Here is a 24,830-nt window from a genome sequence, read left to right as displayed (position 1 = left end):
TGCATTTATTAGTATCTACTTATAACAACACTATCTTGTGTTTAAATAGCCTTTTTATAAGTGGTAATCACAAATAAGCGATTTCATAAACACCTGTAACTTTTTATTACGAACGAAAAAGTTTTTCATTTTGAGTTTCAAAAACTTAACCGACCCTCAAAAATGTTCGAAATATTAGGTATTTGGGAGTTCTTAAATTTATTAATCAACGAACTCGGGTTTTGGATTGTAACAATTTACCCATATTTTCCAAGCATTCTTTTCTTATGAATGCTCATTCTTAATTCTTATTATTAATTAAAGCTATACTTTTCATAGTTAAAAACAAAAAAACCAAGGTTTTCAACCTTGGTTTTTTTGAAAAATACGGCCGGTCATTCGACCTTATTCCTGAATCATCCTATTTAAAACTCATCCCACTGCTCATCTTGGTTAGCAGAATTACTTTCCGTGGCCTTATTAAAAGTCTTCAACCCTTCATTTTTGGACTGCTTCACTTCAGGTTTGGATGCAACTTTTCTAACCTCATGCTTAACCGCTGCCACCTTAGTTGGAGCAGGTTTTTCTATTTGTGGAACAGACCCTTTCGATTTTGACGAAGAATCAACTAAACGCTGTCCCTCTGCAACACGCTGTGTTCTACTGGCATCAATCTTAAAGAAGCTCATATCTTCCTTGAGAATTTCAGACTGCTCAGTCATGCTTGCTGCCGCAGCCGAAGTTTCTTCAACTAACGCAGCATTCTGTTGAGTTACCGAATCAATTTGACCGATAGCAGCATGAACCTGGTTCACCCCTTCTGCTTGCTCTTCTGATGCTTGTGCAATATCACCAATCATTTTCGTGAATGATTCAATCTCATGATTAATTTCAGTGAGCATATCTCCTGATTGAGTGGCAAGCTGACTGCCTTGATCAATTCGACTCACACTCTCCTCAATTAATGACTTAATATCTTTTGCAGCTTCAGCAGACTTTTGAGCTAAAGAACGAACTTCACCCGCAACCACTGCAAAACCTCGTCCATGTTCACCAGCTCGAGCAGCCTCTACCGCAGCATTTAAGGCTAATAAATTGGTCTGGAAGGCAATACCATCAATCAAATTAACAATGTCGGCAATCTTATGACTTGACTCCTGAATTGCGCTCATTGCTCCAATAGTTTCTTGCATGACCTTAGCACCATCATTCGCACGATTTTGCACCTCAAGAGCTACTTGACTCGCTTGCTGGGCATTCTTGCTATTCCCCTGAACAGCGGAATTCATTTCATCCATTGTTGCCGAGGTTTGCTCCAATGCTGAAGCTTGTTGCTGTACTCGATCACTTAAGTCAAGTGAACCTTTAGAAACCTCATCCGCCGCACCTGCAACCACCTGCGTTGCATTCAACGCTTGAGAGACCACATTTGCCAAACGACTTACAGAGCTGTTAATTGCGTTTTTAAGGGTATCCAACTGGCCTCGATAATCATTGGTAATTTGGTTTGTTAAATCACCCTTAGATTGCGCTACAACCATTTCGGTAATATCTTCAATCGCAAGCTCCAATGCCTCCATTGATAGATTTACATTCGTTTTTAACTCTTCCAACTGACCCTTAGCATCTGCGTTCACACGTGCTGTAAAATCACCATTTTGCATTTTATGCATTGAATCTGTAATGTCGTTAATAATTAGATTAAGACCGTTCATGGTAAAGGCTGTATTTTCCATGATACGTTTGAATTGCCCTTTTACATTGGCATTGGTATCGACATCAAAGTAGCCATTACTCATAGCATCCATCACGATTTCGATTTCTTTCATCGTTTCTTCAATGGAATGCACAGAATTATTAATCCCTTGTTTCAAGGTATCCAAATCACCATGCACATTGATTGAAATTCGTTTACTGAAATCACCGGCTGCTAAAGCTGACACCACTCCATTAGCCTCATTTAATGCGTGACCAATCGTTGTCAGAGTCTCATTTAACACCCGTGCCATCTCGCCAATTTCATCATCACGCGACTCATCAGCTTTAATATCAAATCGCCCTGTTTCCTCAATTTCTCGCAAAGTATTTTGGATAGATTGAATTCCTGATGAAATCAAACGAGGGATAATAATCGCCACAATTAAACCAAATAAAATAATGATTGCCGAAACAACCAGCACCATCATCAAAATATTTTCATTGTTCGATTGAATCTGTGGACCTAACTGATCCTGCTTCGCTTTGGAAAGGGATTGAATTTCAGCCGATTCGCTGGCCATTTCAGGACCCAAAATATGTAAATTATTCTCTATTGCATTGCTTTGATTAACTGTTGCATATAGGTTGTCTACTGCTTGAGTATAAACTGAAATAACATCTTTCAATTTTCCCAGCGCACTTAAACCATTTGGGGATGAAATGTCGGACATCAATAGGTCAAGTTGGTTTGTCAACTTAGCAAATTCAGCCTGAACACGCTCCATATCATCTTGATTATTGGACTCAATAAACTTTACCGTGTATAACCGCGCCAATAAAAGTGTTCTCAATGCCTCTGCAGAACTATTCTGAGCTTCAAAAACCATATTTTTATAGGCGGATCGCATAATTGTTGTTAGAGTTTCCTCCATCTCAACACCTTGAACATTAAGTGTGTTATGAACAATATCATTTGCTTTCTCTGTAAAGACTTGGACGTCTTCAAAATGCTTCTTATATTCAGCAAGCTCTTTTTTAAGCTTATCCAACAACACTTCCTGCTCAGAATCAGAGGTAATATTTTTCGCTTCATCAATAGAAATCATGGTTTTTTCATAACCCGTATTAAAGCGCATAACGGATTCCATTGAGTCTGCCGCTAAATAATCTTTAACAGCCATTCGCATTTGCAATAGATTTGTAGCAATCACACCACTATTTACAGATACTCTTGCCATTTGTCGATATTCTTTAAATGCCCCAGCACTTTCCGAAACCTTCAAATAATTGAAACTTGAACTCCCAATAATCAGTACGTTGATTACAACAAAACTTGCAATCAACTTTGCTTTAAGGGTTTTCAACATAATTCCACTCCTTCTGCAGACCAAAGCTTTATATTAACGCTAAACGCTTGATATAGAGGCTCTTATAAATTTAAAACTAATTCTTTATCAACTTTTTTTGATTTTAATGCATCCACCTACGATTGGTATACGATTCTTCACTTATAGGCCTATTTTCTCCAGACGAAAAAAAACCGGCCGGTAAAAACTTTACCGGCCGGTTTCTTTGTAACGTAATTAATTTTTAAAAATTAATTATTTTACGCGCTGGTCTAATTCACCTGCAGCATAACGAGCTTGCATAGTTTCTAGACCAAGAGACTTGATCTTATCAGCGTGACCCGCGCAACCAAACGCTTCAAAACGTGCTGCACAGATTTCCATCATCGCATCTTCAGCCGCTTTTAAGAATTTACGTGGATCGAAGTTTGATTTGTTTTCTTCTAGGTGTTTACGAACCGCACCAGTAGAAGCCATACGTAGATCAGTATCAATGTTTACTTTACGAACACCGTACTTGATCCCTTCAACGATTGCATCAACAGGTACACCATAAGTTTGACCCATATCACCACCGTAGTTATTGATTGTTTCCAACCACTCTTCTGGAACAGAAGAAGAACCATGCATTACGATGTGAGTATCAGGGATACGCTCGTGGATTTCTTTGATACGGTCAATACGTAGAACGTCATCAGAAGGCTTAGAAGTAAATTTATAAGCACCGTGAGAAGTACCAACCGCAACCGCTAGACAGTCAACGTTTGTTTCTTTAACGAATTGCGCTGCTTCTTCTGGATCTGTTAGAAGTGCATCAGCGTCAAGCTTCTCATCAGAACCGTGACCGTCTTCTTCACCCATCATACCGGTTTCAAGAGAACCTAGACAACCTAGCTCACCTTCAACAGTAACACCGCCAGCGTGAGCCATTTTTACTACAGCTGCAGTGATATCACGATTGTACTCATAAGAAGCAGGAGTTTTCATGTCAGACTCTAGAGAACCATCCATCATGACTGACGTGAAGCCAGATTGGATAGCGCGTAGACATACACCTTCATCAGAACCGTGATCTTGGTGCATAACAACAGGAATGTGTGGGAACATCTCTACAGCACCCTCGATTAGGTGACGTAACATTGGCTCACCCGCGTATTTACGTGCACCAGCAGAACCTTGAAGGATAACTGGAGAGTTACATTTGTCCGCAGCACGCATGATTGCGCGTACTTGTTCCATGTTGTTTACGTTGAACGCAGGCATACCAAAGTTATTTTCTGCTGCGTAATCCATTAATTCACGAAGTGTAATCATCGCCATGTGCGTGACTCCTATCTTTAGTTTCAAAAAATTTTGGCTATTCTACCAAGCTTTTCTATTCACACCAAACCTGAAAATCTTGAATAAGAATCTACCGGCCGGTATTTATGCCGCTCTGAGGCAAATTTAATTTAAATTAAGAAATCTTAATAATTTCCAACATATTCGTACCGCCCATCAAGCCGCGACTTTCACCACGAGTTAAGAGAATCATTTCACCTTCTTTAGCGATACCATATTTTTTAATAAGTTTAACCACTTCATCACGCGTCTCATCTTCTGTGACACCATCAAAATCCACAGATGAAGGATAAACGCCGCGATAAAGAGTTACTTTACGGCGAGTTTCTTTGTGAGGTGTTAACGCAATAATCGGCTTACCTGAAGAAATACGCGACATCAGCAATGCTGTATTACCAGATTCAGTCAAGGCAACAATTGCTTTGATATCAAAATGGTTTGCTGCATACATGGCCGCCATAGCAACCGTTTCATCAACCGCAGTAAACGATTCATCAATACGGTGCGTCGATTCACGAGCTGATCGTTGCTTTTCAGCCTCACGACAAATGCGCCCCATGGTTTCGATGACCAAGCTTGGAGATCGACCTGTTGCCGTCTCACCTGACAACATAACCGCATCCGTACCATCCATTACAGCGTTCGCAACATCGAAAACTTCTGCACGTGTAGGAATCGCATTTTCAATCATGGTTTCCATCATTTGCGTTGCTGTAATGGTGACACGATTCAATTGGCGTGACCGTTTAATCATTTTCTTTTGAAGTGCTGGTAGTTGTGCATCGCCGACTTCAACACCCAAATCACCACGAGCGATCATAATAACGTCAGAAGCTAGAATAATCCCATCAAGCGTCGCATCATCAGCAACCGCTTCAGCACGCTCAACTTTAGAGACAATGGCGCAATTCAAACCGGCTTTTTGTGCCAGTGAACGGCAATATTCAACATCTTCAGCTGAACGAGGGAAGGATAATGCAAGATAGTCTGCGCCAATCTCTGCCGCCGTAATAATATCCTCTTTATCTTTATCCGTCAGTGCAGCAGCTGAAAGACCACCACCAGACAAGTTGATACCTTTGTTGTTCGATAATGCGCCACCAACGATTACCGTTGTATTTACACGCTCGCCTTCAACGTTATCAACTTGAAAAACCAAACGACCGTCATCCAGTAATAACTTATCACCAGGTTTCACATCATAAGGCAGGTTTTTGTAGGTCAAACCCACTTCATGTTGATTACCAGAGTTTTTATCAACATTATTATCTAAGGCAAACTTGTCACCTGTATTCAAGAAAATCTTATCTTCTGCAAATCGCGCAATACGAATTTTTGGCCCTTGAAGATCAACCAATACACCGACTTCGTGATCAAACTTTTCTGCTAATTCGCGAACACGTTGCGCACGCGCTTTATGCTCTTCTGGGTTTCCGTGCGACATGTTGATACGAACAACATCCAATCCAGATTGAATCATTTTTTCCAACTCGCCTTCGCGGTCAGTTGCTGGTCCAAGCGTTGCAACAATTTTGGTACGTTTTAAACCAAGGTTAGACATGTGTTTTTATTTCCTTTTAAAAACGGCATCCACAGAAGATGTCTCGCGAAATAGACTTACCGCATCATCACCGCAGCCGCCTGGCTGTGGTTTGCGATAAACATACTTGACGAGTCACCCTATTCGCTTCTGCCAAATTAAGTATAAAAAGTGTGAAAAGCCAGGCGATTGCCTGGCTCATGAAGTAATTTACTTCGCAGCTGCCTGTTCTAGCATTTCAACCGCTGGTAGTTTTTTACCTTCCAAGAACTCTAGGAAAGCACCACCACCTGTAGAGATGTAAGAAACTTTATCGGCAATGTCATATTTATCAATTGCAGCTAGAGTATCACCACCACCGGCGATAGAGAACGCTGAAGATTCCGCAATCGCCATAGAGATTGCTTTCGTTCCTTCACCAAACTGGTCAAATTCGAATACGCCCACTGGACCATTCCACACAACCGTACCAGCGTTTTTGATGATTTCAGCCAATTCAGCTGCCGAATCTGGACCGATATCGAAAATCATATCGTCATCAGCCGTTTCAGAAACATTTTTAGTTTCTGCAGCCGCAGATTCAGAAAATTCTTTACCGCAAACTACGTCTGATGCCAAAGGAATTGCCGCACCGCGAGATTCCATGATTTCGTTCAGTTTTTTACAAGTAGGAACTAAGTCTGTTTCAGACAGAGACTTACCAACGTTATAACCCGCTGCTTCGATGAAAGTATTCGCGATACCACCACCAACAACTAACTGATCAACTTTTTCAGATAGAGATTCTAGAACCGTTAGCTTAGTAGAAACTTTTGAACCACCAACAATAGCAACCATTGGGCGCGCTGGATTGTTAAGAGCTTTACCTAGTGCATCTAGCTCTGCTGCTAGAAGTGGGCCTGCACACGCTGTTTCTGCAAATGCGCCCGCACCGTGAGTAGAAGCCTGCGCACGGTGAGCTGTACCAAAAGCATCCATTACATATACATCACAAAGTGATGCATATTTCTTAGATAGATCTTCAGCGTTTTTCTTTTCACCTACATTGAAACGAACGTTTTCTAGTAGAACGATTTCACCATCCGCCACTTCAACGTTACCATCAAGGTAATCTTTAACAAGACGAACTTCTTTACCTAGTTTTTCAGAAAGATCTGCTGCAACTGGAGCAAGAGAGAACTCTTCAGCATATTCACCTTCGGTTGGTCGACCAAGATGAGACATAAGCATTACTTTCGCACCGGCTTCAGCAGCCATTTTCATGGTTGGTAATGAAGCACGGATACGCGCATCAGAAGTAACTTTACCATCTTTAACTGGAACGTTTAGGTCTTCACGAATTAGAACGCGCTTACCAGCTAAATCAAGATCAGACATCTTTAATACAGACATGTTGAGTCCTCTTTTTATAAATTTAGTATCGAATAAACGATACGAAGATTAATTAAACTTGCTTTTACAAACTCTCAACTGAGAACCAACACTAAACCTCATTTTAAAAAGACGCTACTTGTACCCTTGCGGTATAAACTCATCCTGCGGGCTTTTATGCCCTTTGGGTACGACTCAGGCCACCGATGGCCTTCAACGCTTTTTAAAATAAGTTTTGAGTTGGTTTAGAAAATTCACAAAAGGAAATTTAATTTGAGGAAAAGTTAGAAAACAAATCCTCAAATCACTGTGTTCGTCCAGTAGCGAAGGAATTTCTAGGCGCTTCGCTCGACGTGTACTATTCGTACACGAGAGCCAGAAGCAACAACGAAATTACTCACTAATGGAATGAACCCCAAAGGTAACAACTATTAGTTGTTACCAACATGACGTACAACACGCATCATGTTACAAGTATAACCATACTCATTGTCATACCATGCAACGCACTTAACGAAAGTACCATCTAGAGCGATACCAGCGTTAGCATCAAAGATTGATGGGTGAGAATCACCACGGTAATCAGTAGAAACAGTTGCTTCTTCGTTATAACCTAGAACACCTGCTAGTTCACCTTCAGATGCTGCTTTCATCGCTGCACAAATTTCTTCCATAGAAGTTTCTTTGTTTAGCTCAACAGTTAGGTCAACAACAGAAACGTCAGAAGTAGGAACACGGAAAGCCATACCCGTTAGCTTACCGTTTAGCTCAGGTAGTACTTTACCTACCGCTTTAGCTGCACCAGTTGAAGATGGAATGATATTCTCAAGAATACCACGACCACCGCGCCAGTCTTTCATTGAAGGACCATCAACAGTTTTCTGAGTAGCAGTTGCCGCGTGAACAGTTGTCATAAGACCACGTTTGATACCGAAGTTGTCGTTAAGAACTTTAGCCATCGGCGCAAGACCGTTAGTCGTACAAGAAGCTGCAGAAACGATTGCTTGACCAGCGTAGTCGTTGTGGTTAACACCATAAACGAACATTGGAGTCGCATCTTTAGAAGGTGCAGACTGAACAACTTTTTTAGCACCTGCATCGATGTGCGCTTGACAAGTTTCTTCAGTTAGGAAGAAACCAGTACATTCGATAACTAGATCCGCACCTACGTCAGACCATGCTAGATCAGCAGGGTTACGCTCAGCAGTGATACGAATAGTTTTACCGTTTACAACTAGGTTACCGTCAACAACTTCAACCGTACCGTCGAAACGACCGTGTACTGAGTCATACTTCAACATGTACGCTAGGTACTCAGGATCTAGTAGATCGTTGATTGCTACAACTTCGATGTCTTGGAAGTCTTTAGCTGCTGCACGGAAAGCCATACGACCGATACGGCCAAAACCATTGATACCAACTTTAATTGTCATTATCGTTTTCTCCAAATTACACCACACTGAATTTAGTGCAGTTTCTTTCTTTAAAATAAAAAACTTTTAAACCGGCCGGTAGAGATTACCCACCGGTTTGAATTTCAATAATCGTTTAGCTCGCGACTGAGCAAGGCGATTATGTTCATTTGCTGCTAGGACGGGTTAATTCCAGGCGGGCTGCAGGAGTGTATTGAAATACACGACTACCAAGCCCAACACCAAAGTCGCCGTTCTAGCAGATGAATTACTTACCTAGAACTTTGTTACAAGTCGCAACAACATTCTCAACCGTGAAACCAAACTCTTTGAATAGTTCGCCAGCTGGTGCAGACTCACCAAAAGTAGTCATACCAACAACATCACCGTCTAGACCAACATACTTATACCAAGAATCTTTCACGCCAGCTTCAACAGCAACACGCTTAACACCAGGAATAAGAACCGAATCTTTATAAGCTTGATCTTGCTCATCAAATGCGTTTGTACAAGGCATAGAAACCACACGAACATTTGCCTCCATCGCTTCTGCAGACTCAACTGCTAGACCGACTTCAGAACCTGTCGCAATAATGATCAGATCAGGCGTGCCTTCACAATCTTTCAGTACGTAACCACCTTTCTCGATATTCGCAACTTGCTCTGCCGTACGAGGCATTGGCTCAAGTGCTTGGCGAGAGAAGACAAGTGCAGTTGGAGCATCGTTACGCATCATAGCGATTTTCCAAGAAACCGCAGATTCAACCGCATCACAACCACGCCAAGTTTGGAAGTTAGGGATAACGCGCATCGTCGCCATCTGCTCAACTGGTTGGTGAGTCGGACCATCTTCCCCTAGACCAATAGAATCATGCGTGTAAACATAGATCGTACCGATTTTCATCAATGCAGACATACGTAGAGCGTTACGCATGAACTCCATAAACATGAAGAATGTTCCACCAAATACTTTGAAACCACCATGAAGAACCATACCGTTCATCATGTGCGCCATACCGAATTCACGAACACCCCAAGATAGGTAGTTACCGTTAGCGTTTTCACGGTTAACTTTCACCATCTTCGACCAGTTTGTTAGGTTGGAACCTGTCAAGTCAGCTGAACCACCGAACATTTCTGGAAGGATTTCACCCAACTTCTCGATTGCTTTTTGAGACGCTTGACGAGAAGCAATTTTTGGAGACTCAGCTTGAGTATCCGCAATAAACTTATCCATTTCAACTTCGAAGTTCGCAGGAAGCTCACCTGCCATACGACGTTCAAATTCAGCTGCTTCAGCTGGGAATTCTGCTTTATAAGCTGCGAATTTTTCATTCCAAGCTGCTTCGTCTTTTTGGCCTTGTTCTTTGTGATCCCATCCAGCGTAAACATCTTCTGGAATTTCGAAAGGACCCGCAGTCCAGCCTAGCTCTTTACGAACCAGCGCGATTTCATCATCACCTAGTGGCGCACCGTGACAAGAGTATGTACCACACTTGTTTGGAGAACCGTAGCCAATCACGGTCTTAGTACAGATTAAAGATGGCTTATCTGTAACAGACTTCGCTTCTGCGATTGCCTTATCAATTGCCTCTGGATCATGACCATCAACATTTGGAATTACGTGCCAGTCATACGCATTGAAGCGACCTGGAACACCTTTCTCCATCCAATCACCAATGTTACCGTCGATAGAGATATCGTTGTCATCCCAGAAAGCGATCAATTTACCAAGACCAAGAGTCCCGGCCATTGCACACGATTCGTGTGAAAGACCTTCCATCAAACAACCATCACCCATGAACACATAAGTGTGGTGATCTACGATTTCATGACCAGGCTTGTTGAATTGTGCAGCAAGCGTACGCTCAGCAATCGCCATACCTACAGCGTTAGTAATACCTTGACCTAGAGGACCAGTCGTCGTTTCAATACCTTCCGCATAGCCATACTCAGGGTGACCTGCAGTTTTAGCGTGTAATTGACGGAACTGCTTAATGTCTTCCATGCTTAGGTCGAAACCAGTCAAGTGTAGTAGAGAGTAAATAAGCATTGAGCCGTGACCGTTAGAAAGAACGAAACGGTCGCGATCCGCCCAATTTGCATTGGTCGGGTTATATTTCATGTGGCTATTCCACAATACTTCAGCGATGTCTGCCATACCCATTGGTGCACCTGGGTGACCAGAGTTGGCTTTTTGAACCGCGTCCATACTTAAAGCGCGGATAGCGTTAGCTAGATCTCTACGAGTTGCCATAGATTTTCCTCAATTTTTAAATAAAAATTCGGTGAACCGTGACGAATAAAAAGGCGACTTTACCAGTGAAATTCGCAACTTAGATTTCGCCACGGTATAAATTTGGTGCTGTATTCTCTCTCAAAACGGCATTTGCATCAAGTTTTCTTATCATCGCATCATGGAAAACGATTCGCACACCAACAGCAAATCTCATTAAAAATCAGCTATCTAGCGACCAAGATCACTTTTTGACACAATAGATTGCGTGGTGATTTCAGAGAAAAACCATTCTGCAATAGTCGTTTTCTGACTTGAGTGACACTTTCTTTACAAAAAATAAAAGCCACCGGCCGGTAGCTTTTAAAAATGAATGAATACAAACAACAAGTAACGTTTTAAACTGCGTTATAAACCTCGTCTCTCCGATGCACTTTCAAATAGAACTGTTCGTAAATTGACAACATTGCAGGAATGACCAGCAAAATTAACAAGGTCGAGAACATCAATCCAAACGCAATCGCTGTGGCCATTGGAATTAAGAATTGCGCTTGCAAAGACGTTTCAAACAATAAAGGCGTTAAGCCAGCAATGGTCGTCAAGGATGTGAGCAATACGGCGCGGACACGTTGCACCGCTGCTTCTTCCAATGCCTGATTCACACTTAAACCAGCCGTTCGCAACTGTTTATAGAAGCTTACCAAAATAATCGAGTCGTTCACTACAATCCCTGAAAGCCCAAAAAATCCAAACAACGACAAAATGGTCATATCAATTCCCATCCACCAGTGCCCCATAATGGCTCCAACCAAGCCAAAAGGTATCGCCATCATAACAACCAATGGCCAACCATATGAACCGAACACCCAAGCCAAAACAATGTAGATAATCGCCAGACCAATTAGCAATCCAATCTTCATATCACCCATCGTTTCTGCCTGACGAGCCTTTTGACCTTCAATACTGTAGGTCAAACCATATTTTGACTCTAGCTCTCGCAAGGTTGATTGTTCCAACTGAGCTAAAATACGATTGGCATTATTCACAGTTTTATCGACTTCACCGATCACATTTACCGTTAACTGTCCATCAACATGACGAATAACATCAAATCCACGCTGAGTTTGCCAAGTGACCACTGTTCGCAATGGCACTCTTTGTCCATTCGGCGCAACAACTTGCATACGATTTAGAGTTGCCAAGCTCATCTGCTCATGTCGCGGAAACTGTAGACGCACTTCCACTTCATCCTCTCGATCCGTGAAAATCTGCACCAATCTTCCAGAAAAAGCATCACTCAACTGACGACCAACCGAGGAATAAGTAAACCCAAGCGCTTCCCCTTGCGGAGTGAGTTGGTAGATCAACTGATCACGACCATAAGGTAAATCATCGCGAATCGACAAAACGCCTGGGATTTGCGACACCACTTCTTGTAATTCAAGGGAAGCCTGTTTGAGGTTATCCGTTGCCGCACCACTTAAACGAATATCAATATCACTTCCAGGCGGCCCCATTCTCGGCGCTTCAATCGTTAACAAATCTAAGCCCGGGACGGTGCCTGCTTTTTCTTTCCAGACACGAATCAACTCTTCATTACGCGTTTCACGATCACCCGAATCAATGAGCTCAATGTTCACCCCGCCGAAGTTCGCACCGGATTGACGCGACGTTTTATTAAAATTCACAACAGCGACTTTCACAATGCCCGGCTCTAACTCTGCCTCGGCTTCTCGCAGAGCTTGATACAAACGCTCAACATAGCGTGCCGACTCCTCAGCAGAGGTCCCTGCAACAAAACGTGCATCCGCTGCTAACTTATTAGATTCGGGACTCGGGAAAAACACAAACCCTAATCGCCCGCCAGCAAACAATGCCACCACAAAAATCATCATGGCAATTGCACTGGAAATCGTGATGGTTCGATGGGCAAGCACCCAACGGATCACCAGACGGAATTGATGATGCCTGAAGTGATCGATTTTAGAATCGAGTTTATAGCGAATTGACCCTTCTTTTGCCGGTTCAACTTTGTGCAAGGCATGACGCAGGTGCCCCGGTAAAACTGTAAAACTTTCAATAAGCGACGCAAAAATCACCGCAATAATCACCAATGGAATGGCAAACAGAATATTCCCCACTTCTCCACCGACAATCATCAATGGTAAAAATGCGGCCACCGTTGTCAAAGAGGACGCGGTCACCGGCCCTAGCATTCTGTGCGCACCACCTTCGGCTGCTTGCAATGCAGGCTCACCTCTTTCATGATGTGCTAACGCATCCTCTCCGACCACTATGGCATCATCGACGATAATCCCCAACGCCATAATCAACCCAAACAGGGAAATCATATTGATGGATCCACCCGCTAAATAGACAATCATCAGGGTTGCCATAAAGGAAACTGGAATCCCGACCGCAATCCAAAAAGCAACTCGCCCATTCATAAAAACATACAGAATCAGCACGACTAAAATCAGACCGCCAACACCGTTATTGACCAACAACATAATGCGCTGTTGAACCAACGACCAAGTTTCATCATAAACCTGCAAACGAACACCGGCCGGTAGTTGTGGCTCGGTTTCTAGCATCCATTGCTGTAACACTTCGGATGACTTTAAGGTGTCGCCATTTTCTGCACGCTGCAGCTGCATCTCAACGGCTGGAAAACCTTCCACTTGCAGATAAGCGGCATCCTTGACCGCACGACGTTCAACTTCTCCTAAATCTCCCAAAGTGAGCGTTTGATAATCATTGGTAATAACTGATGTCTGTTCAAAAGCAATCTCATCACGCTTTTGTTCCAAAGCACGCAATTCACGTACCGAATCGTTATCGCCAACGGTACCGGCCGGTAAATCACGACTCATACCGGCTAATTGATTCCCTACCGATTCAAACGAAAGCTGGTATTTTTCGAGTGTATCCTGTGAAATTTCAACCGCCATCTCTTCGGTCGGTAAACCAACAAATCCAACCTTATCAATTCCTCGATCCAGTAACTCACGCTCAAACTGCCGAACAAGTGGTCGAAGTTCTTGTAAATCACCATTCTCACTGATGACCAACATCCGAGCCACAGATTCATAACGGACAATTCTTTCAATAATCGGTTTTTGCGCATCTTGCGGCAAATTCCGTAATTCACTCACCCGTTGATTGATTTGATCCAAAGCTTCAATCATGTTGGTGCCTTCATTGAACTTCAATGAAATTGTCGCCACACCCATTCCCGAAGTCGATGTCATCTCATCCAGATTATCCAGATTACGCAGCACTCGCTCTATGGGCTCTGTAACACTACTTTCAACATCCTCGGCATTTGCGCCCGGCCAAACCACTCTTACCGAAGCATAATCGAGCTCAAAATTGGGAAAGAACTGCACATTCATTTTCAGCAGTGCCACAATCCCTGCCAAAATCATAATAATCATCAACAAGTTCGGTGCGACTTTATGTCGAGCGAACAGACCAATCACTCCATGCGATTTAAACTGCTTTTCTTTAATTTGAAAATCTTGGTCTAAATTATCATCCGTGTTTGCGACAGAATCTGATTTTGACGTCGTAGAGCTCATTCTGTCACCTCAGTCACTCGCAAGCCATCAATGGCATTTGGCAGATGCGTAACCAAAACATTCTTACCGGCCGGTAGACCTTGAGGGTGAGAAATCAATGCCATAAGCTTACCGTCACGCATGACATCCCCTTTAAGCTCAACCGCTTGAGATTTCAAACGCCCATCTTCAACGAGATACACCCGGTCATTTCCATAAACTGCACTGTAAGGAACAACCGCAACATTTTCAGCGGCCTGACCTTTAAAATACACTTCCAACAACTCTCCTGGACGCTTGAAATACAAAGTTTCCGGCAAACTAAAATAAGCATCGACACCACTGGTTTGTGCCTCTCCAGCCAAACGTTGCAAGGTTAATTTCGCCTCACCTCCAGAAAAATAGTAATCCGCCTGCAAAGAGACATGTTCAGAAATCGCTTTTTGCGCCGCTTCAAAGCTTTGCGAATCGAGCTTCGTTTTTAACTCCATGCTTTCAAGCGCATAAAAACTAACCATGACAGTACCAGCATTCACACGATCACCCTCAGCCACCGCAACCTTCGCAACACGCCCATCAAATGGTGCAATGACCACGCCACGGGTTTGATTAAGCTTTGCTTGGGTTAAGCTCGCTTTGGTCTTTTGCAAACGCGCTTGCAATTGAGCCAATTGATTTGCCCCCTGTTCAACTGACAACTCAACCCCGACCACTGCATACTCCTGCTTCACCAAGGCTTCTTTTGCCACATCAACAACTGACTGTGAAGCCAGATTTTTGGCCATTAAACTTTTGGCACGCTGTAAAGCCTCTTGCTTTAATGTCAAAACCTTTTTCTCATGTATTAAACGCGCTTCATTAGCTTTCATCGTCATCTTTTGCAGGGCAATTTGCGACTTTGCATCCGCATAGTCAGCATTCGCCTGAGCGACAGGCAGAGCCAAATCTTCTTCTGACAACTCCAGCAAGACCTGGCCTTTTTGAATCTCATCTCCTGGCAAGACTTTTACTTTAGAAACCACAGATGAAACTGGTGCGGCAGCATCCACCATCGCATTCGACTCAATCACACCATACAAAGTTTGAACGGCCGGTAAAGTCTCTAGAGTGATTGGCTGCGAATTCACCATCCAGACCTTTTCTTTCACTTCAACCGGTGGTTGCTCTGGCTTGGTATTTTTCATGTAGAGAAAAACCACAATCGCCAAACCAAGAATCGCAAGCGGCAAAAATCGTTTAAACAATTTCATCATAAATCTGTGTCCATTCAGGTATCGGCAAAGGCCATTGCCATCAATTAGTGAATTGCTAGTTTATAAGCGAAAACCGAAATTTAAGCAAACACAACTCTGGGCTTATTTTGCATTCTTCAAACTGGTTGCATATTTTGCGCATTCCAAAACTGAAAACTTGAAGACAGTTTGACAATAACCTCTCTACTCGTATAGAGAACAAGAAAATTACCATTTGCACCGCTTATAAGCCATTGTTATCATTAGCTCATTAAATTTATTAATATATAAATTAAACTAACCAAAAAGGCAGATCCATGAAAAAAGTTATCTTGGCAACATTAATAAGTTCAATGGCAATGAGCGTACAAGCACAGAACATCAGTGCCGACCATCAAGAAGCCCGAAGCATCGTCAAAGAGTTTGGCGGACAGTTAGTGCCCGCTTTAAAAGGAGCAATGAAATCAGGCGGTCCAGTAGCAGCAATTGATGTTTGCAATACCAAAGCACCTGCCATCGCACAAGATTTGAGCGCCACACACGCTCCTTGGCAAGTGAACCGAGTGAGCCTAAAACCTCGTGGGGCAAGCGCAACACCGGACACATGGGAAACCGCCACTTTAAAATGGTTCGACGAGCAACTGGCCTCAGGTGCAGACCCTAAAAAACTGGAAAAATTTGAAATCGTTAAGACCGGCAACCAAGCAGTAACTCGCTATATGAAAGCAGTGCCAACCGCAGGGCTGTGTTTAACTTGTCATGGGAGCGAGCAAAAAATTCCGCAAGGTGTTAAAGCAAAACTCGCTGAACTTTATCCGAAGGATAAAGCGACAGGCTATCAAGAAGGACAGATTCGTGGAGCGTTCAGCTTTCAGAAGCCGGCAAACTAAATCCGGAAAATCTAACGCCTAAAATAGTCCCACATTAAAACTTGGTAGGAATTAAGCGAGTACAGTTTGATTTCTACCATTTGCCTTGGCTTGGTAGACCGCAAGATCCGCCAGTTTAAAACATTCATTGAATTCAACATTCGCTTGACTGCATTCAACGGCGCCAATACTAAGAGTCACCGGCTCAACTCCAAGGCCAGTCCAATCCGCCTGGGCGATGACTTGATGTACCCCCTCCAAAACTTCCTGTACAGCCTCAAGGTTATAACTTGGCAAAATCAATACAAACTCTTCACCACCCCAGCGATACAAAAACGATTTTTTAGGTCTGGCCGAATTCAATAACTGCGCAATAAACACTAAAATCTCATCGCCCTTGGCATGCCCATACAAATCATTAATACGTTTAAAGAAATCCAAATCAATCACGGCTAATGTCAGAGGTACCTTTTTATCACAAGCTTTTTTTAGCGCCTTTTGGGCTGAACGCTCACCATGTCGTCGATTCGGAAGCCCTGTTAAAACATCTTCATGAGCGAGGCTTTCCAATTGCGTTTGAACCTTTTTGTGATCACTGATATTACGCACCATACCAATCACATGCGTAGGTTGATTTTCATCATTTCTTTCGCAAACTTTGCCGGCATCGTGCACCCAAATATAGTGGCCATTACGATTACGAAGCCTATATTCCGCTTGGTAAGCTGGGCGTTTTCCTTTTATATGATCTGACAAAATAGTAATCACTTTCTCGACATCATCGGGATGAACCTTGCTTTTCCAAGTATCAACATGCGGAGTCATTTCATCTGGACCATAACCAAGCATCTTTTTCAATTGTGGACTGAAAAACACATAATCACTTTCCAACTCCCACTCCCAAAGCCCATCGGAGACTTCATGCAATGCATATCGAATACGCCCATCACGCTCTTGAAAATCTTTTTCAAAGGCGACTCTATTACTAATGTTGCGTGCAACCGATAAAAAATACTCATGCCCATCCACCCAAAAATGCGTGGTATTTACCTCAACAGGAATCTCATAACCATCCTTATGAAGATGACGCCCCACAAATGTAAAAACATTTTTTGAACGGATAACCGTGGCAATCTCTGACCATTGTGGAGCACCCTTAACGTCTTTTTGCAAACTCAAAACAGAGTGATTCAGAACCTCATCTTCTGAATAACCTAATTCTTCATAAGCAATACGATTACACCAAAGTACATTAGATGTTTTAGGGTCGAGCAAATACACCGCATCGGCCATCTGCTGAAATAGATTTAAATGACTAGGCAACTCTCTTTCAGAGCTGAATTGGACAGAATTCATATCAATGACACATAAGTAATAATTACAACTCTCATTTAGCAATACAACTAGACCATCATAAAAAAATGATTAGCTAAGCCTCCAATTTTGGATTTTAATTTCGCAGTACTTATCTTGATTGTCAATAAAAATCAAACAATAAGGTGTGAATCACTATATCAAACCCTTAACTTAAATAAGGTAAATTTAGGAAAAAACGCTAAAAACTTGGCTCAAAAATATTGCAAATCTTTCAAAAATTTTAACACCGAAACAAAAAATGCTTTGTCTGCAAAAGATCCAATGATTTAATGACATAACTATTTTTACTAATTCAAATAGGCCATTCCCATGTCGATTGTTCGTGCTACCGCGCTCTGCAAAAACTACCCCGCCGGTGATCAAATGCTCACAGCCATTCAGTCTGTCGACTTCGACATTCCCGAAGGGGCTTTTGTCTCGTTTGTCGGTCCATCTGGAAGCGGCAAAAGCACGCTACTCAATATGATTGGCTGTCTTGACCAGCCCACCTCTGGTGAACTCATTGTGGCGCAAACCGATACCGGCCGGTTAAATCGGGAACAAGCGGCTCAGTTTCGTGGCGAAACAATTGGATTTATCTTTCAAGATTTCAACCTGATTCCTGTGCTAAGCGTCTATGAAAATATCGAATATCCATTGCTAATGGTTCAAAACTGGCCAAAACCGGAGCGACAGGAACGCGTACAGGCCTTAATGAAAGCTGTGGGCATTCATGAACAGGCCAACAAATATCCTTCACAACTTTCCGGTGGACAAAAGCAACGCGTCGCTATTGCACGAGCTTTAGCCTCCAAACCCAAATTAGTCCTAGCAGACGAACCGACCGCCAACCTCGATCATGCAACAGCTTATCGAATCATTGAGCTGATGAAGCAAATGCGTGATGAATTCGGCACCACTTTTATTTTTTCAACGCATGACTCAAAAATCATGAATGCCGCCGAAACCCTGTTCATTCTGGAAGACGGAAAACTTCGCCAAGAACACCAAACCTCACCGGCCGGTAAAATCGATTCGAACGCACTGCAACAAGAGGAGAAATCATTGTGAAACTCTTAATGATTGCAATGCGCAACCTTTGGCGCTACCAAAGACGTACGCTACTGACCACGGCGCTGATTACTCTTGGTGTCATGGCCATGTTGCTATTCACCAGTACCGCGGGGTCTTTTAAACAAATGATGATTGGGCAGATTACTGACTCCATGATCGGCCACATACAAATTCATAAAAAAGGCTATGTATCGTCTATCGATAGCTTGCCTTTAACCATGAATATGAAGCCCAAAATGGTCGAAAAAGCGGAAGCTGAATTAAACACTCTAAACGAACAAGGCAAAATCGTAGCTTGGTCACCCCGTTTAAAGTTTGGCGCCATGTTCAGCAACTTTAATGAAACCACCAACCTACGTTTAAATGGAATTTTGCCGGAAAAAGAACTCCAAACCTGTCCAGAGCTGCCCAGCCGCATTATTGGTGACAAGCCAGAAAACTTAGTCGAGCCTGGCAGCATTTTATTACCTGAACTGATTGCCAAAGGCATGAAAGTCAAGGTCGGAGACGCAATCGTTTTGGTGGCCACCAATCGTGACGGCTCAGTTAATGGTATGAATTTTACAGTGCATGGCATTTTAGAAGGTCTCTCTGGTCCAGGCGGCCGCGATGGCTACATTCATCTTGAAGACGCTCAAGCACTGCTTAGACTAGAATCCAATGAAATCAGTGAAATTGCCATCCGCTTAGCCGCACCACAAAATGAAAAACCCGTCATGAAAGCACTTAAATCCACACTGGGCAGCTTGACCAATCAACAAGGAAAACCTGCCTTTGAGATCCATGACTGGGAAAAACTCTCACCATTTTCAAATATTGCCAATATGATCGATTTAATGACGCTGTTTATCAAAATCATGCTCGCAGCTATCGTGTTAATCAGCGTAATGAATGTCATGATTATGGCGGTCTACGAACGTATTCGAGAAATTGGCACTTTGGCCGCGATGGGAACACCACCTAATCGAATTCTGCAACTATTTTTAACCGAAGGTGTTCTTTTAGGTTTGGTCGGGGTGGCTTTTGGGCTAATGCTGAGTGCTATCAGCATTTATCTTTTGAACCAAGCGCAAATAAGCTTTTCCTTTGGTCGCCAAACCGGTTTAATTCTGGAGCCTGTTTTGCTTTGGAAAGACGTAATTTTTGCCTCAGTGATTGTACTGAGTGCCGCAGTTCTGGCGAGTTTACAACCTGCCTGGAAAGCCTCTCGTTTAAACCCAGTCGACGCATTACGACAAGTCTAACGTTCAACCAATGAGAACCTTAATGAAACCCCTACTATTGATGCTATTGACAACCTTCTCTCTACCGGTTTTTTCGCAAACCTTACCGGCCGGTGACTCTCTTGCACAAGCGCAACAACTGTTACAGACCATTGATGAACGCTTACAGCCGGAAAGTTATGAAATGTACCGCAAACTCATCAACATTGAACCAAATGGAAAACGTAAAGAGTTTGTGTTGTACACCGTCAAACATGACAAAGATAAAGTTGCCGCGCTGTTCCTAGATCCAGCAAGCGAACGAGGACGCACAACATTACGTGTCGGTGAAAATATGTGGTTGTACATTCCCAATGTTGGCAAGCCTTTACGCATAACCAGTCTACAATCCGTTGTCGGAGGTGTCTTTAATAATTCTGACATCTTGCAACTGGATTACAGCGTGGAATATAACGCGGTTGACCTACAAGAAACCGGTGACCATTTGGTTTTAACTTTGAAAGCAAAAAACCGTTCCGTTGCCTACGATCAACTCATTATGCAGGTCGATAAAACCCATAAAGTCCCTATGAAGATTGAAGCTTATTCTGCTAGCGGAATGCTGATAAAAACCTTGCATTACAGCAAGCTCAAAGATTTTGGAAATGGCTACTTACGCCCTGCACAACTGGAAACTGACAGCCCTCTTTACAAAGGTTTTAAATCCGTGATGCTGTTTGACGGCTTAAAGTCGCGCAATTTTGCACCGGAAGTCTTTAGCTTAGAATTTATGTCACGAATCGGTGAATTACGACAATAAACTGTGGATAACTTTGTGCGTAACCTTTGCAATCTCATCAACTTATCCACCGGCCGGTCTTTTTTATGGCTTACGCTAGGGTTTGGAGTTTGCACAACCAACACAAGTTTGGCAGAAGAGTTTAGCTTCGATGTAAGCGCTTATCAAAAAGCACCTTATGAGCTCTACGGACACTTTGATTTACTCTCAAGCCACCAACAAATCAACTCAAACTCCGTATTCAGTCAAATGACTTTTGACCGGCCGGTAAACTCTGTGAACAGCCTTGCAAGTGAACTCGAACTCAATGGGCTTTACCGCTGGGAGCAAAGCAGCGCCTATTTTCGCAGTTTGTCACTCGGGACAAAAAACGATTTACCCAATGTAAACTTCCAAAGCCAGCATCAGTTTCAGGAACTCTACTGGCAAACCCAACTCAATTCAAATTGGCAGTTTAAAGCAGGAAAAATTGCCGAAAAATGGGGTAAAGGCTATGCATGGAATCCAGTGGGTTTTATTGAACGCCCAAAAAATCCCGACGACCCTGAACTCAACCGAGAAGGTTTTACTCAACTCAGTACGCAATGGACGAAAAGCTTAAACAGTTCACTGCAATCGGCCAGTGCAAGCATTCATTTAATCCCCATCACTTCAGAGATTAATCACAAGGAATTCCTGCCCTCCGACAACTGGCTATTAGCAGGCAAATTTTCAGGACTCATCGGTACGACCGATCTAGACTTTTATTGGCGGCATTCACAACAAACTCAAACCGATATTGGTTTTAGCTTTGCCAGCAATTTAAGCCCTGAATTTGAATGGCACGGCGACATCAGCTATCGACCCAATCAACTCACGCCAGAACTGCTAACAGACTCCATAAAACTCAGTGAAAAATCGGAAATTCAAACCTTACTCGGCTTTCGATACCTCACTCAAAATGAAGTTACCTGGATTTTCGAATGGCGATATCAACCAAATAAACCCACGCCATCAACAATGAAACAACTCTACCAACTGGCTAACAGTACTCAACCTGAAAATTTGACTCTCGCCAAACAAGCAAAGTCCGCAGGGTTGCTCGGCACCGACACTGCGCAAAACAGTGTTTATATAAAAGCAAGCACTAAAGACTGGCTCGATATTTTGTATCTAAATGCAGCACTCTGGGGGCTGATTAATCCAGACGATGGTAGCAGTGCTTGGACAGCAGAACTAAGCCATTCAGGTGTTAAAAATCAAGAATGGCGGCTCCGAGCAAGTCTGCTAAATGGCTCTAAACTGACTGAATACGGCGAAAAGCTGAATGATGCCAAACTCGAATTACGTTGGCGATACTTCTTTCAGCCCAATTTCTAACGCCACTCACTTGACAGTAAACCTAAGGAGACACTTCTCACAAATCTTATGAGTGACCTGTACTGTTTGAAAACAAATTAATGACCAACACACCAGCCAAGATCAGCCCAATACCAATTAAGGCGGCTGCATCCAATGCTTGATTGAAAAACCACCAGCCGATGAGTGCAATCAACACGATTCCCAAGCCGGCCCACACTGCATACGCAATACCAACCGGAATCTGTTTCAAACTTAATGCCAAAAAGAAAAACGCGACACTATAACCAATCACCACCAAGATACTCGGTTTCCATTGCGTAAATCCCTCTGTAGCTTTTAATGCCGAAGTCGCAATGACCTCAGCGACCACAGCAATCAATAAAAACAACCAGACTTTCACTTTATTCCCCTGCACACTCTGAATTCATATTTATTTAGCCACATTAACCAAATTAAATATACAACTTATAAGTTTTATAAATATTGACTTAATAGAATTAATCATTAAACTTTCTTAAGAATCTTAACAAACTCTTGCGCAACCTTGGAGACTTATCGAATGAATAAAATAACTCAGTTAACCGCCATTGGTTTAACATCAGTGACTTTAGCATTCACAGCACCTATTCAAGCCGGTAACGGTCAAGGTATGGGTATGGGACAAGATGCTGAATTCAAATACGCAGTTAAGCACAGCAACTTTATGCCAACCCTAATGGCAGTTGCGATGAAAAACCAAAGCGCATTGAATTTGAGCAACGAACAAATTCAAACACTGAAGAATTATCACGCTGAAAATTCGCCAAGCCAGCGTGAGGATATGAAAAATGTCGTCAAACTTGAAAAACAAGCGGCAGCCGCTTCATTGACCGGGGACTTAAATGAAGCACAAAAGCTTGGCCAAAAAAGCATTGCACTTCGCCAAACGATACTAAACCAAAAACTACGTTGTCATCAAATGATGGGTAAAGTGCTATCCGCTGACCAATACGCTCAGCTCGTGAAGCTAGCAAAATAACAAAACTCAGCTTAATGCTAGAAATTGCCGCGAATGGTTTTTCCATTCGCGGTTTTTTTATTCCTAAAATTTTGCCACCCAAAAGATACCGGCCGGTAACATTAATCAGACAATAAAGAGTCACTATCCAAGCTTTGGATAAATGCACGAATATTATTTATTTTGCCCCTTTCAATCTGCTCGGCAATTTCTTTGCCTTTGAAACCCTGAGCAATAATTTCTTGATTATCCACTTGATCTGCGGCTCGCAATAATCTCATCCAAAAATCTTTTTGCGGATAACCCACAGACTCAAACCCTAAACGCCCACGAGCATCCGCCATACAAGCTGTGAGAATTTTTTCAAAGGTCGCGGCATCTTTATAGGCACCACAATTTTGCAAAACCTTGTGATAGGTCTTGGGCTTTAATTCAGGTTTCAGTTCTGAGCGTTTTTCACCACTTGCATCTCGACTCAATGCCTTGTGAATCAAACCATGATACTCAGTGACTTTGAGTGCAAACTGCTCAACCTTTTTCGGCACCCGAAAGCGTTTACACACAGCTTTCACTAAAGGCAAACCAGCGGCTTCATGGCCATGATGTTTAGGCCAAAGCTCTCTAGGCGTCACGCCTTTACCCAAATCATGCATGAGTGCGGCAAAACGCACATCAATGTCAGAACTTAACCGGCCGGCTGATTCCAAGACCATCATAGTATGAATCCAGACATCGCCTTCGGGGTGATGTTTTTCAGGTTGCTCCACGCCATGTAAGGCATGTAATTCTTGAAACAAAACCTTATCGGCACCAACAGCCGCCAAAACCTCAAAAAACTCACTGGGTTTGACAGAATTCAAGACTTTAACCACTTCTTGCCATACTCGCTCAGGCGTCAGCTGCTCCAACTCACCACTGTCAACCATTTGCCTCATAAGCGCTACTGTTTCGGGCGCTACTTTAAAGCCGAAAGGGGCAAGCTTGGCAGCAAAACGAGCCACCCTTAGCACTCGCAGCGGATCTTCAGAAAACGCATCAGACACATGGCGTAACACCCGGTTTTCCAAATCCTGCTGACCATTGTAAGGATCAATAATTTCACCGGCCGGTGTTTGTGCCATCGCATTGATTGTCAAATCACGACGTATCAAATCCTCTTCTAAGGTCACGCTTGGTTCAGCGAAAACTTCAAACCCGTGATAACCACGACCCTGTTTGCGCTCTGTTCTCGCCAATGCATGTTCTTCTTTAGTCTTAGGGTGCAAAAACACCGGAAAGTCTTTACCAACCTGCTCAAAACCTTTCTCAAGCATCTGCTTAGGTGTGGCACCCACCACAACCCAATCACGGTCATAGACCTCGATTCCAAGCAATGCATCTCGAACCGCTCCGCCAACTAAATAGGTTTCCATAACACTTCCCTAAAAAACGTCCAAACAAAAAAGCCGTCATACGACGGCTTTAAAACTAGCATGTT

General features: G+C 42.9%; 17 protein-coding genes. 6 read left to right on the top strand and 11 right to left on the bottom strand.

Features of this window, described 5'->3' with window-relative positions:
• Positions 1-404 precede the first annotated feature (404 nt).
• The 8 genes from D9T12_RS01395 to D9T12_RS01360 form a co-directional block, all read right to left on the bottom strand.
• Positions 405-3,044, bottom strand: coding sequence for a methyl-accepting chemotaxis protein (locus tag D9T12_RS01395; protein WP_130536496.1), 2,640 nt, complete (start codon positions 3,042-3,044; stop codon positions 405-407).
• A 234-nt stretch (positions 3,045-3,278) separates the two neighbouring features.
• Positions 3,279-4,343, bottom strand: a complete 1,065-nt coding sequence (fba, locus tag D9T12_RS01390; RefSeq protein ID WP_130536495.1) for a class II fructose-bisphosphate aldolase — start codon at positions 4,341-4,343, stop codon at positions 3,279-3,281.
• 136 nt (positions 4,344-4,479) lie between these two features.
• Positions 4,480-5,925, bottom strand: coding sequence for a pyruvate kinase (gene pyk / locus D9T12_RS01385; protein ID WP_130536494.1), 1,446 nt, complete (start codon positions 5,923-5,925; stop codon positions 4,480-4,482).
• 189 nt (positions 5,926-6,114) lie between these two features.
• Entirely contained in the window at positions 6,115-7,296 is a 1,182-nt protein-coding gene (locus tag D9T12_RS01380) for a phosphoglycerate kinase (protein WP_130536493.1), read from the bottom strand.
• A gap of 410 nt (positions 7,297-7,706) precedes the next feature.
• Positions 7,707-8,708: a type I glyceraldehyde-3-phosphate dehydrogenase gene (gene gap / locus D9T12_RS01375; protein WP_130536492.1), complete on the bottom strand. Its 1,002-nt coding sequence runs from the start codon at positions 8,706-8,708 to the stop codon at positions 7,707-7,709.
• A 247-nt stretch (positions 8,709-8,955) separates the two neighbouring features.
• Positions 8,956-10,944 (bottom strand): transketolase, encoded by a 1,989-nt coding sequence (tkt, locus tag D9T12_RS01370; protein ID WP_130536491.1) that lies wholly within the window; start codon positions 10,942-10,944, stop codon positions 8,956-8,958.
• A gap of 377 nt (positions 10,945-11,321) precedes the next feature.
• A complete protein-coding gene (locus D9T12_RS01365; protein WP_130536490.1) occupies positions 11,322-14,504 on the bottom strand; it encodes an efflux RND transporter permease subunit in 3,183 nt (1,060 codons plus the stop codon).
• Positions 14,501-15,736 (bottom strand): efflux RND transporter periplasmic adaptor subunit, encoded by a 1,236-nt coding sequence (locus tag D9T12_RS01360; RefSeq protein ID WP_130536489.1) that lies wholly within the window; start codon positions 15,734-15,736, stop codon positions 14,501-14,503. Before D9T12_RS01360 ends, D9T12_RS01365 begins: the two co-directional genes overlap by 4 nt.
• Positions 15,737-16,032: 296 nt before the next feature.
• On the opposite strand from D9T12_RS01360, the gene D9T12_RS01355 reads away from it, so the two are divergent.
• A complete protein-coding gene (locus D9T12_RS01355; RefSeq protein WP_130536488.1) occupies positions 16,033-16,605 on the top strand; it encodes a Tll0287-like domain-containing protein in 573 nt (190 codons plus the stop codon).
• 51 nt (positions 16,606-16,656) lie between these two features.
• Here the strand turns inward: D9T12_RS01355 and D9T12_RS01350 are convergent, their stop codons facing one another.
• The gene (locus D9T12_RS01350) at positions 16,657-17,940 is read right to left on the bottom strand and encodes a sensor domain-containing diguanylate cyclase (protein ID WP_130536487.1); all 1,284 of its coding nucleotides are present in this window, start codon (positions 17,938-17,940) and stop codon (positions 16,657-16,659) included.
• A gap of 330 nt (positions 17,941-18,270) precedes the next feature.
• Here D9T12_RS01350 and D9T12_RS01345 point away from each other — a divergent pair, with 330 nt between their 5' ends.
• From D9T12_RS01345 to D9T12_RS01330, 4 genes are read left to right on the top strand one after another with little or no spacing between them, the layout of a single operon-like run.
• The gene (locus D9T12_RS01345; RefSeq protein ID WP_130536486.1) at positions 18,271-19,011 is read left to right on the top strand and encodes an ABC transporter ATP-binding protein; all 741 of its coding nucleotides are present in this window, start codon (positions 18,271-18,273) and stop codon (positions 19,009-19,011) included.
• Positions 19,008-20,258: an ABC transporter permease gene (locus tag D9T12_RS01340; protein ID WP_206199117.1), complete on the top strand. Its 1,251-nt coding sequence runs from the start codon at positions 19,008-19,010 to the stop codon at positions 20,256-20,258. Before D9T12_RS01345 ends, D9T12_RS01340 begins: the two co-directional genes overlap by 4 nt.
• A gap of 22 nt (positions 20,259-20,280) precedes the next feature.
• A complete protein-coding gene (locus tag D9T12_RS01335; protein WP_206199116.1) occupies positions 20,281-21,036 on the top strand; it encodes an outer membrane lipoprotein-sorting protein in 756 nt (251 codons plus the stop codon).
• Positions 21,037-21,051: 15 nt separating this feature from the next.
• Positions 21,052-22,374, top strand: a complete 1,323-nt coding sequence (locus tag D9T12_RS01330; protein WP_130536484.1) for a hypothetical protein — start codon at positions 21,052-21,054, stop codon at positions 22,372-22,374.
• A gap of 46 nt (positions 22,375-22,420) precedes the next feature.
• On the opposite strand, the gene D9T12_RS01325 is transcribed toward D9T12_RS01330, so the two are convergent.
• On the bottom strand, positions 22,421-22,756 hold the full coding sequence (locus D9T12_RS01325; protein WP_130536483.1) for a DMT family transporter: 336 nt from the start codon (positions 22,754-22,756) through the stop codon (positions 22,421-22,423).
• A gap of 159 nt (positions 22,757-22,915) precedes the next feature.
• Between D9T12_RS01325 and D9T12_RS01320 the strand changes: the two genes are divergently transcribed.
• Positions 22,916-23,374 (top strand): hypothetical protein, encoded by a 459-nt coding sequence (locus tag D9T12_RS01320; protein WP_130536482.1) that lies wholly within the window; start codon positions 22,916-22,918, stop codon positions 23,372-23,374.
• A 101-nt stretch (positions 23,375-23,475) separates the two neighbouring features.
• Here the strand turns inward: D9T12_RS01320 and D9T12_RS01315 are convergent, their stop codons facing one another.
• The gene (locus tag D9T12_RS01315; protein ID WP_130536481.1) at positions 23,476-24,765 is read right to left on the bottom strand and encodes a multifunctional CCA addition/repair protein; all 1,290 of its coding nucleotides are present in this window, start codon (positions 24,763-24,765) and stop codon (positions 23,476-23,478) included.
• Positions 24,766-24,830: the final 65 nt, after the last annotated feature.

It is taken from the genome of Thiomicrorhabdus indica, from assembly GCF_004293625.1.
Lineage (GTDB): Bacteria > Pseudomonadota > Gammaproteobacteria > Thiomicrospirales > Thiomicrospiraceae > Thiomicrorhabdus > Thiomicrorhabdus indica.
This window is presented reverse-complemented; position numbering and strand designations above follow the sequence as displayed.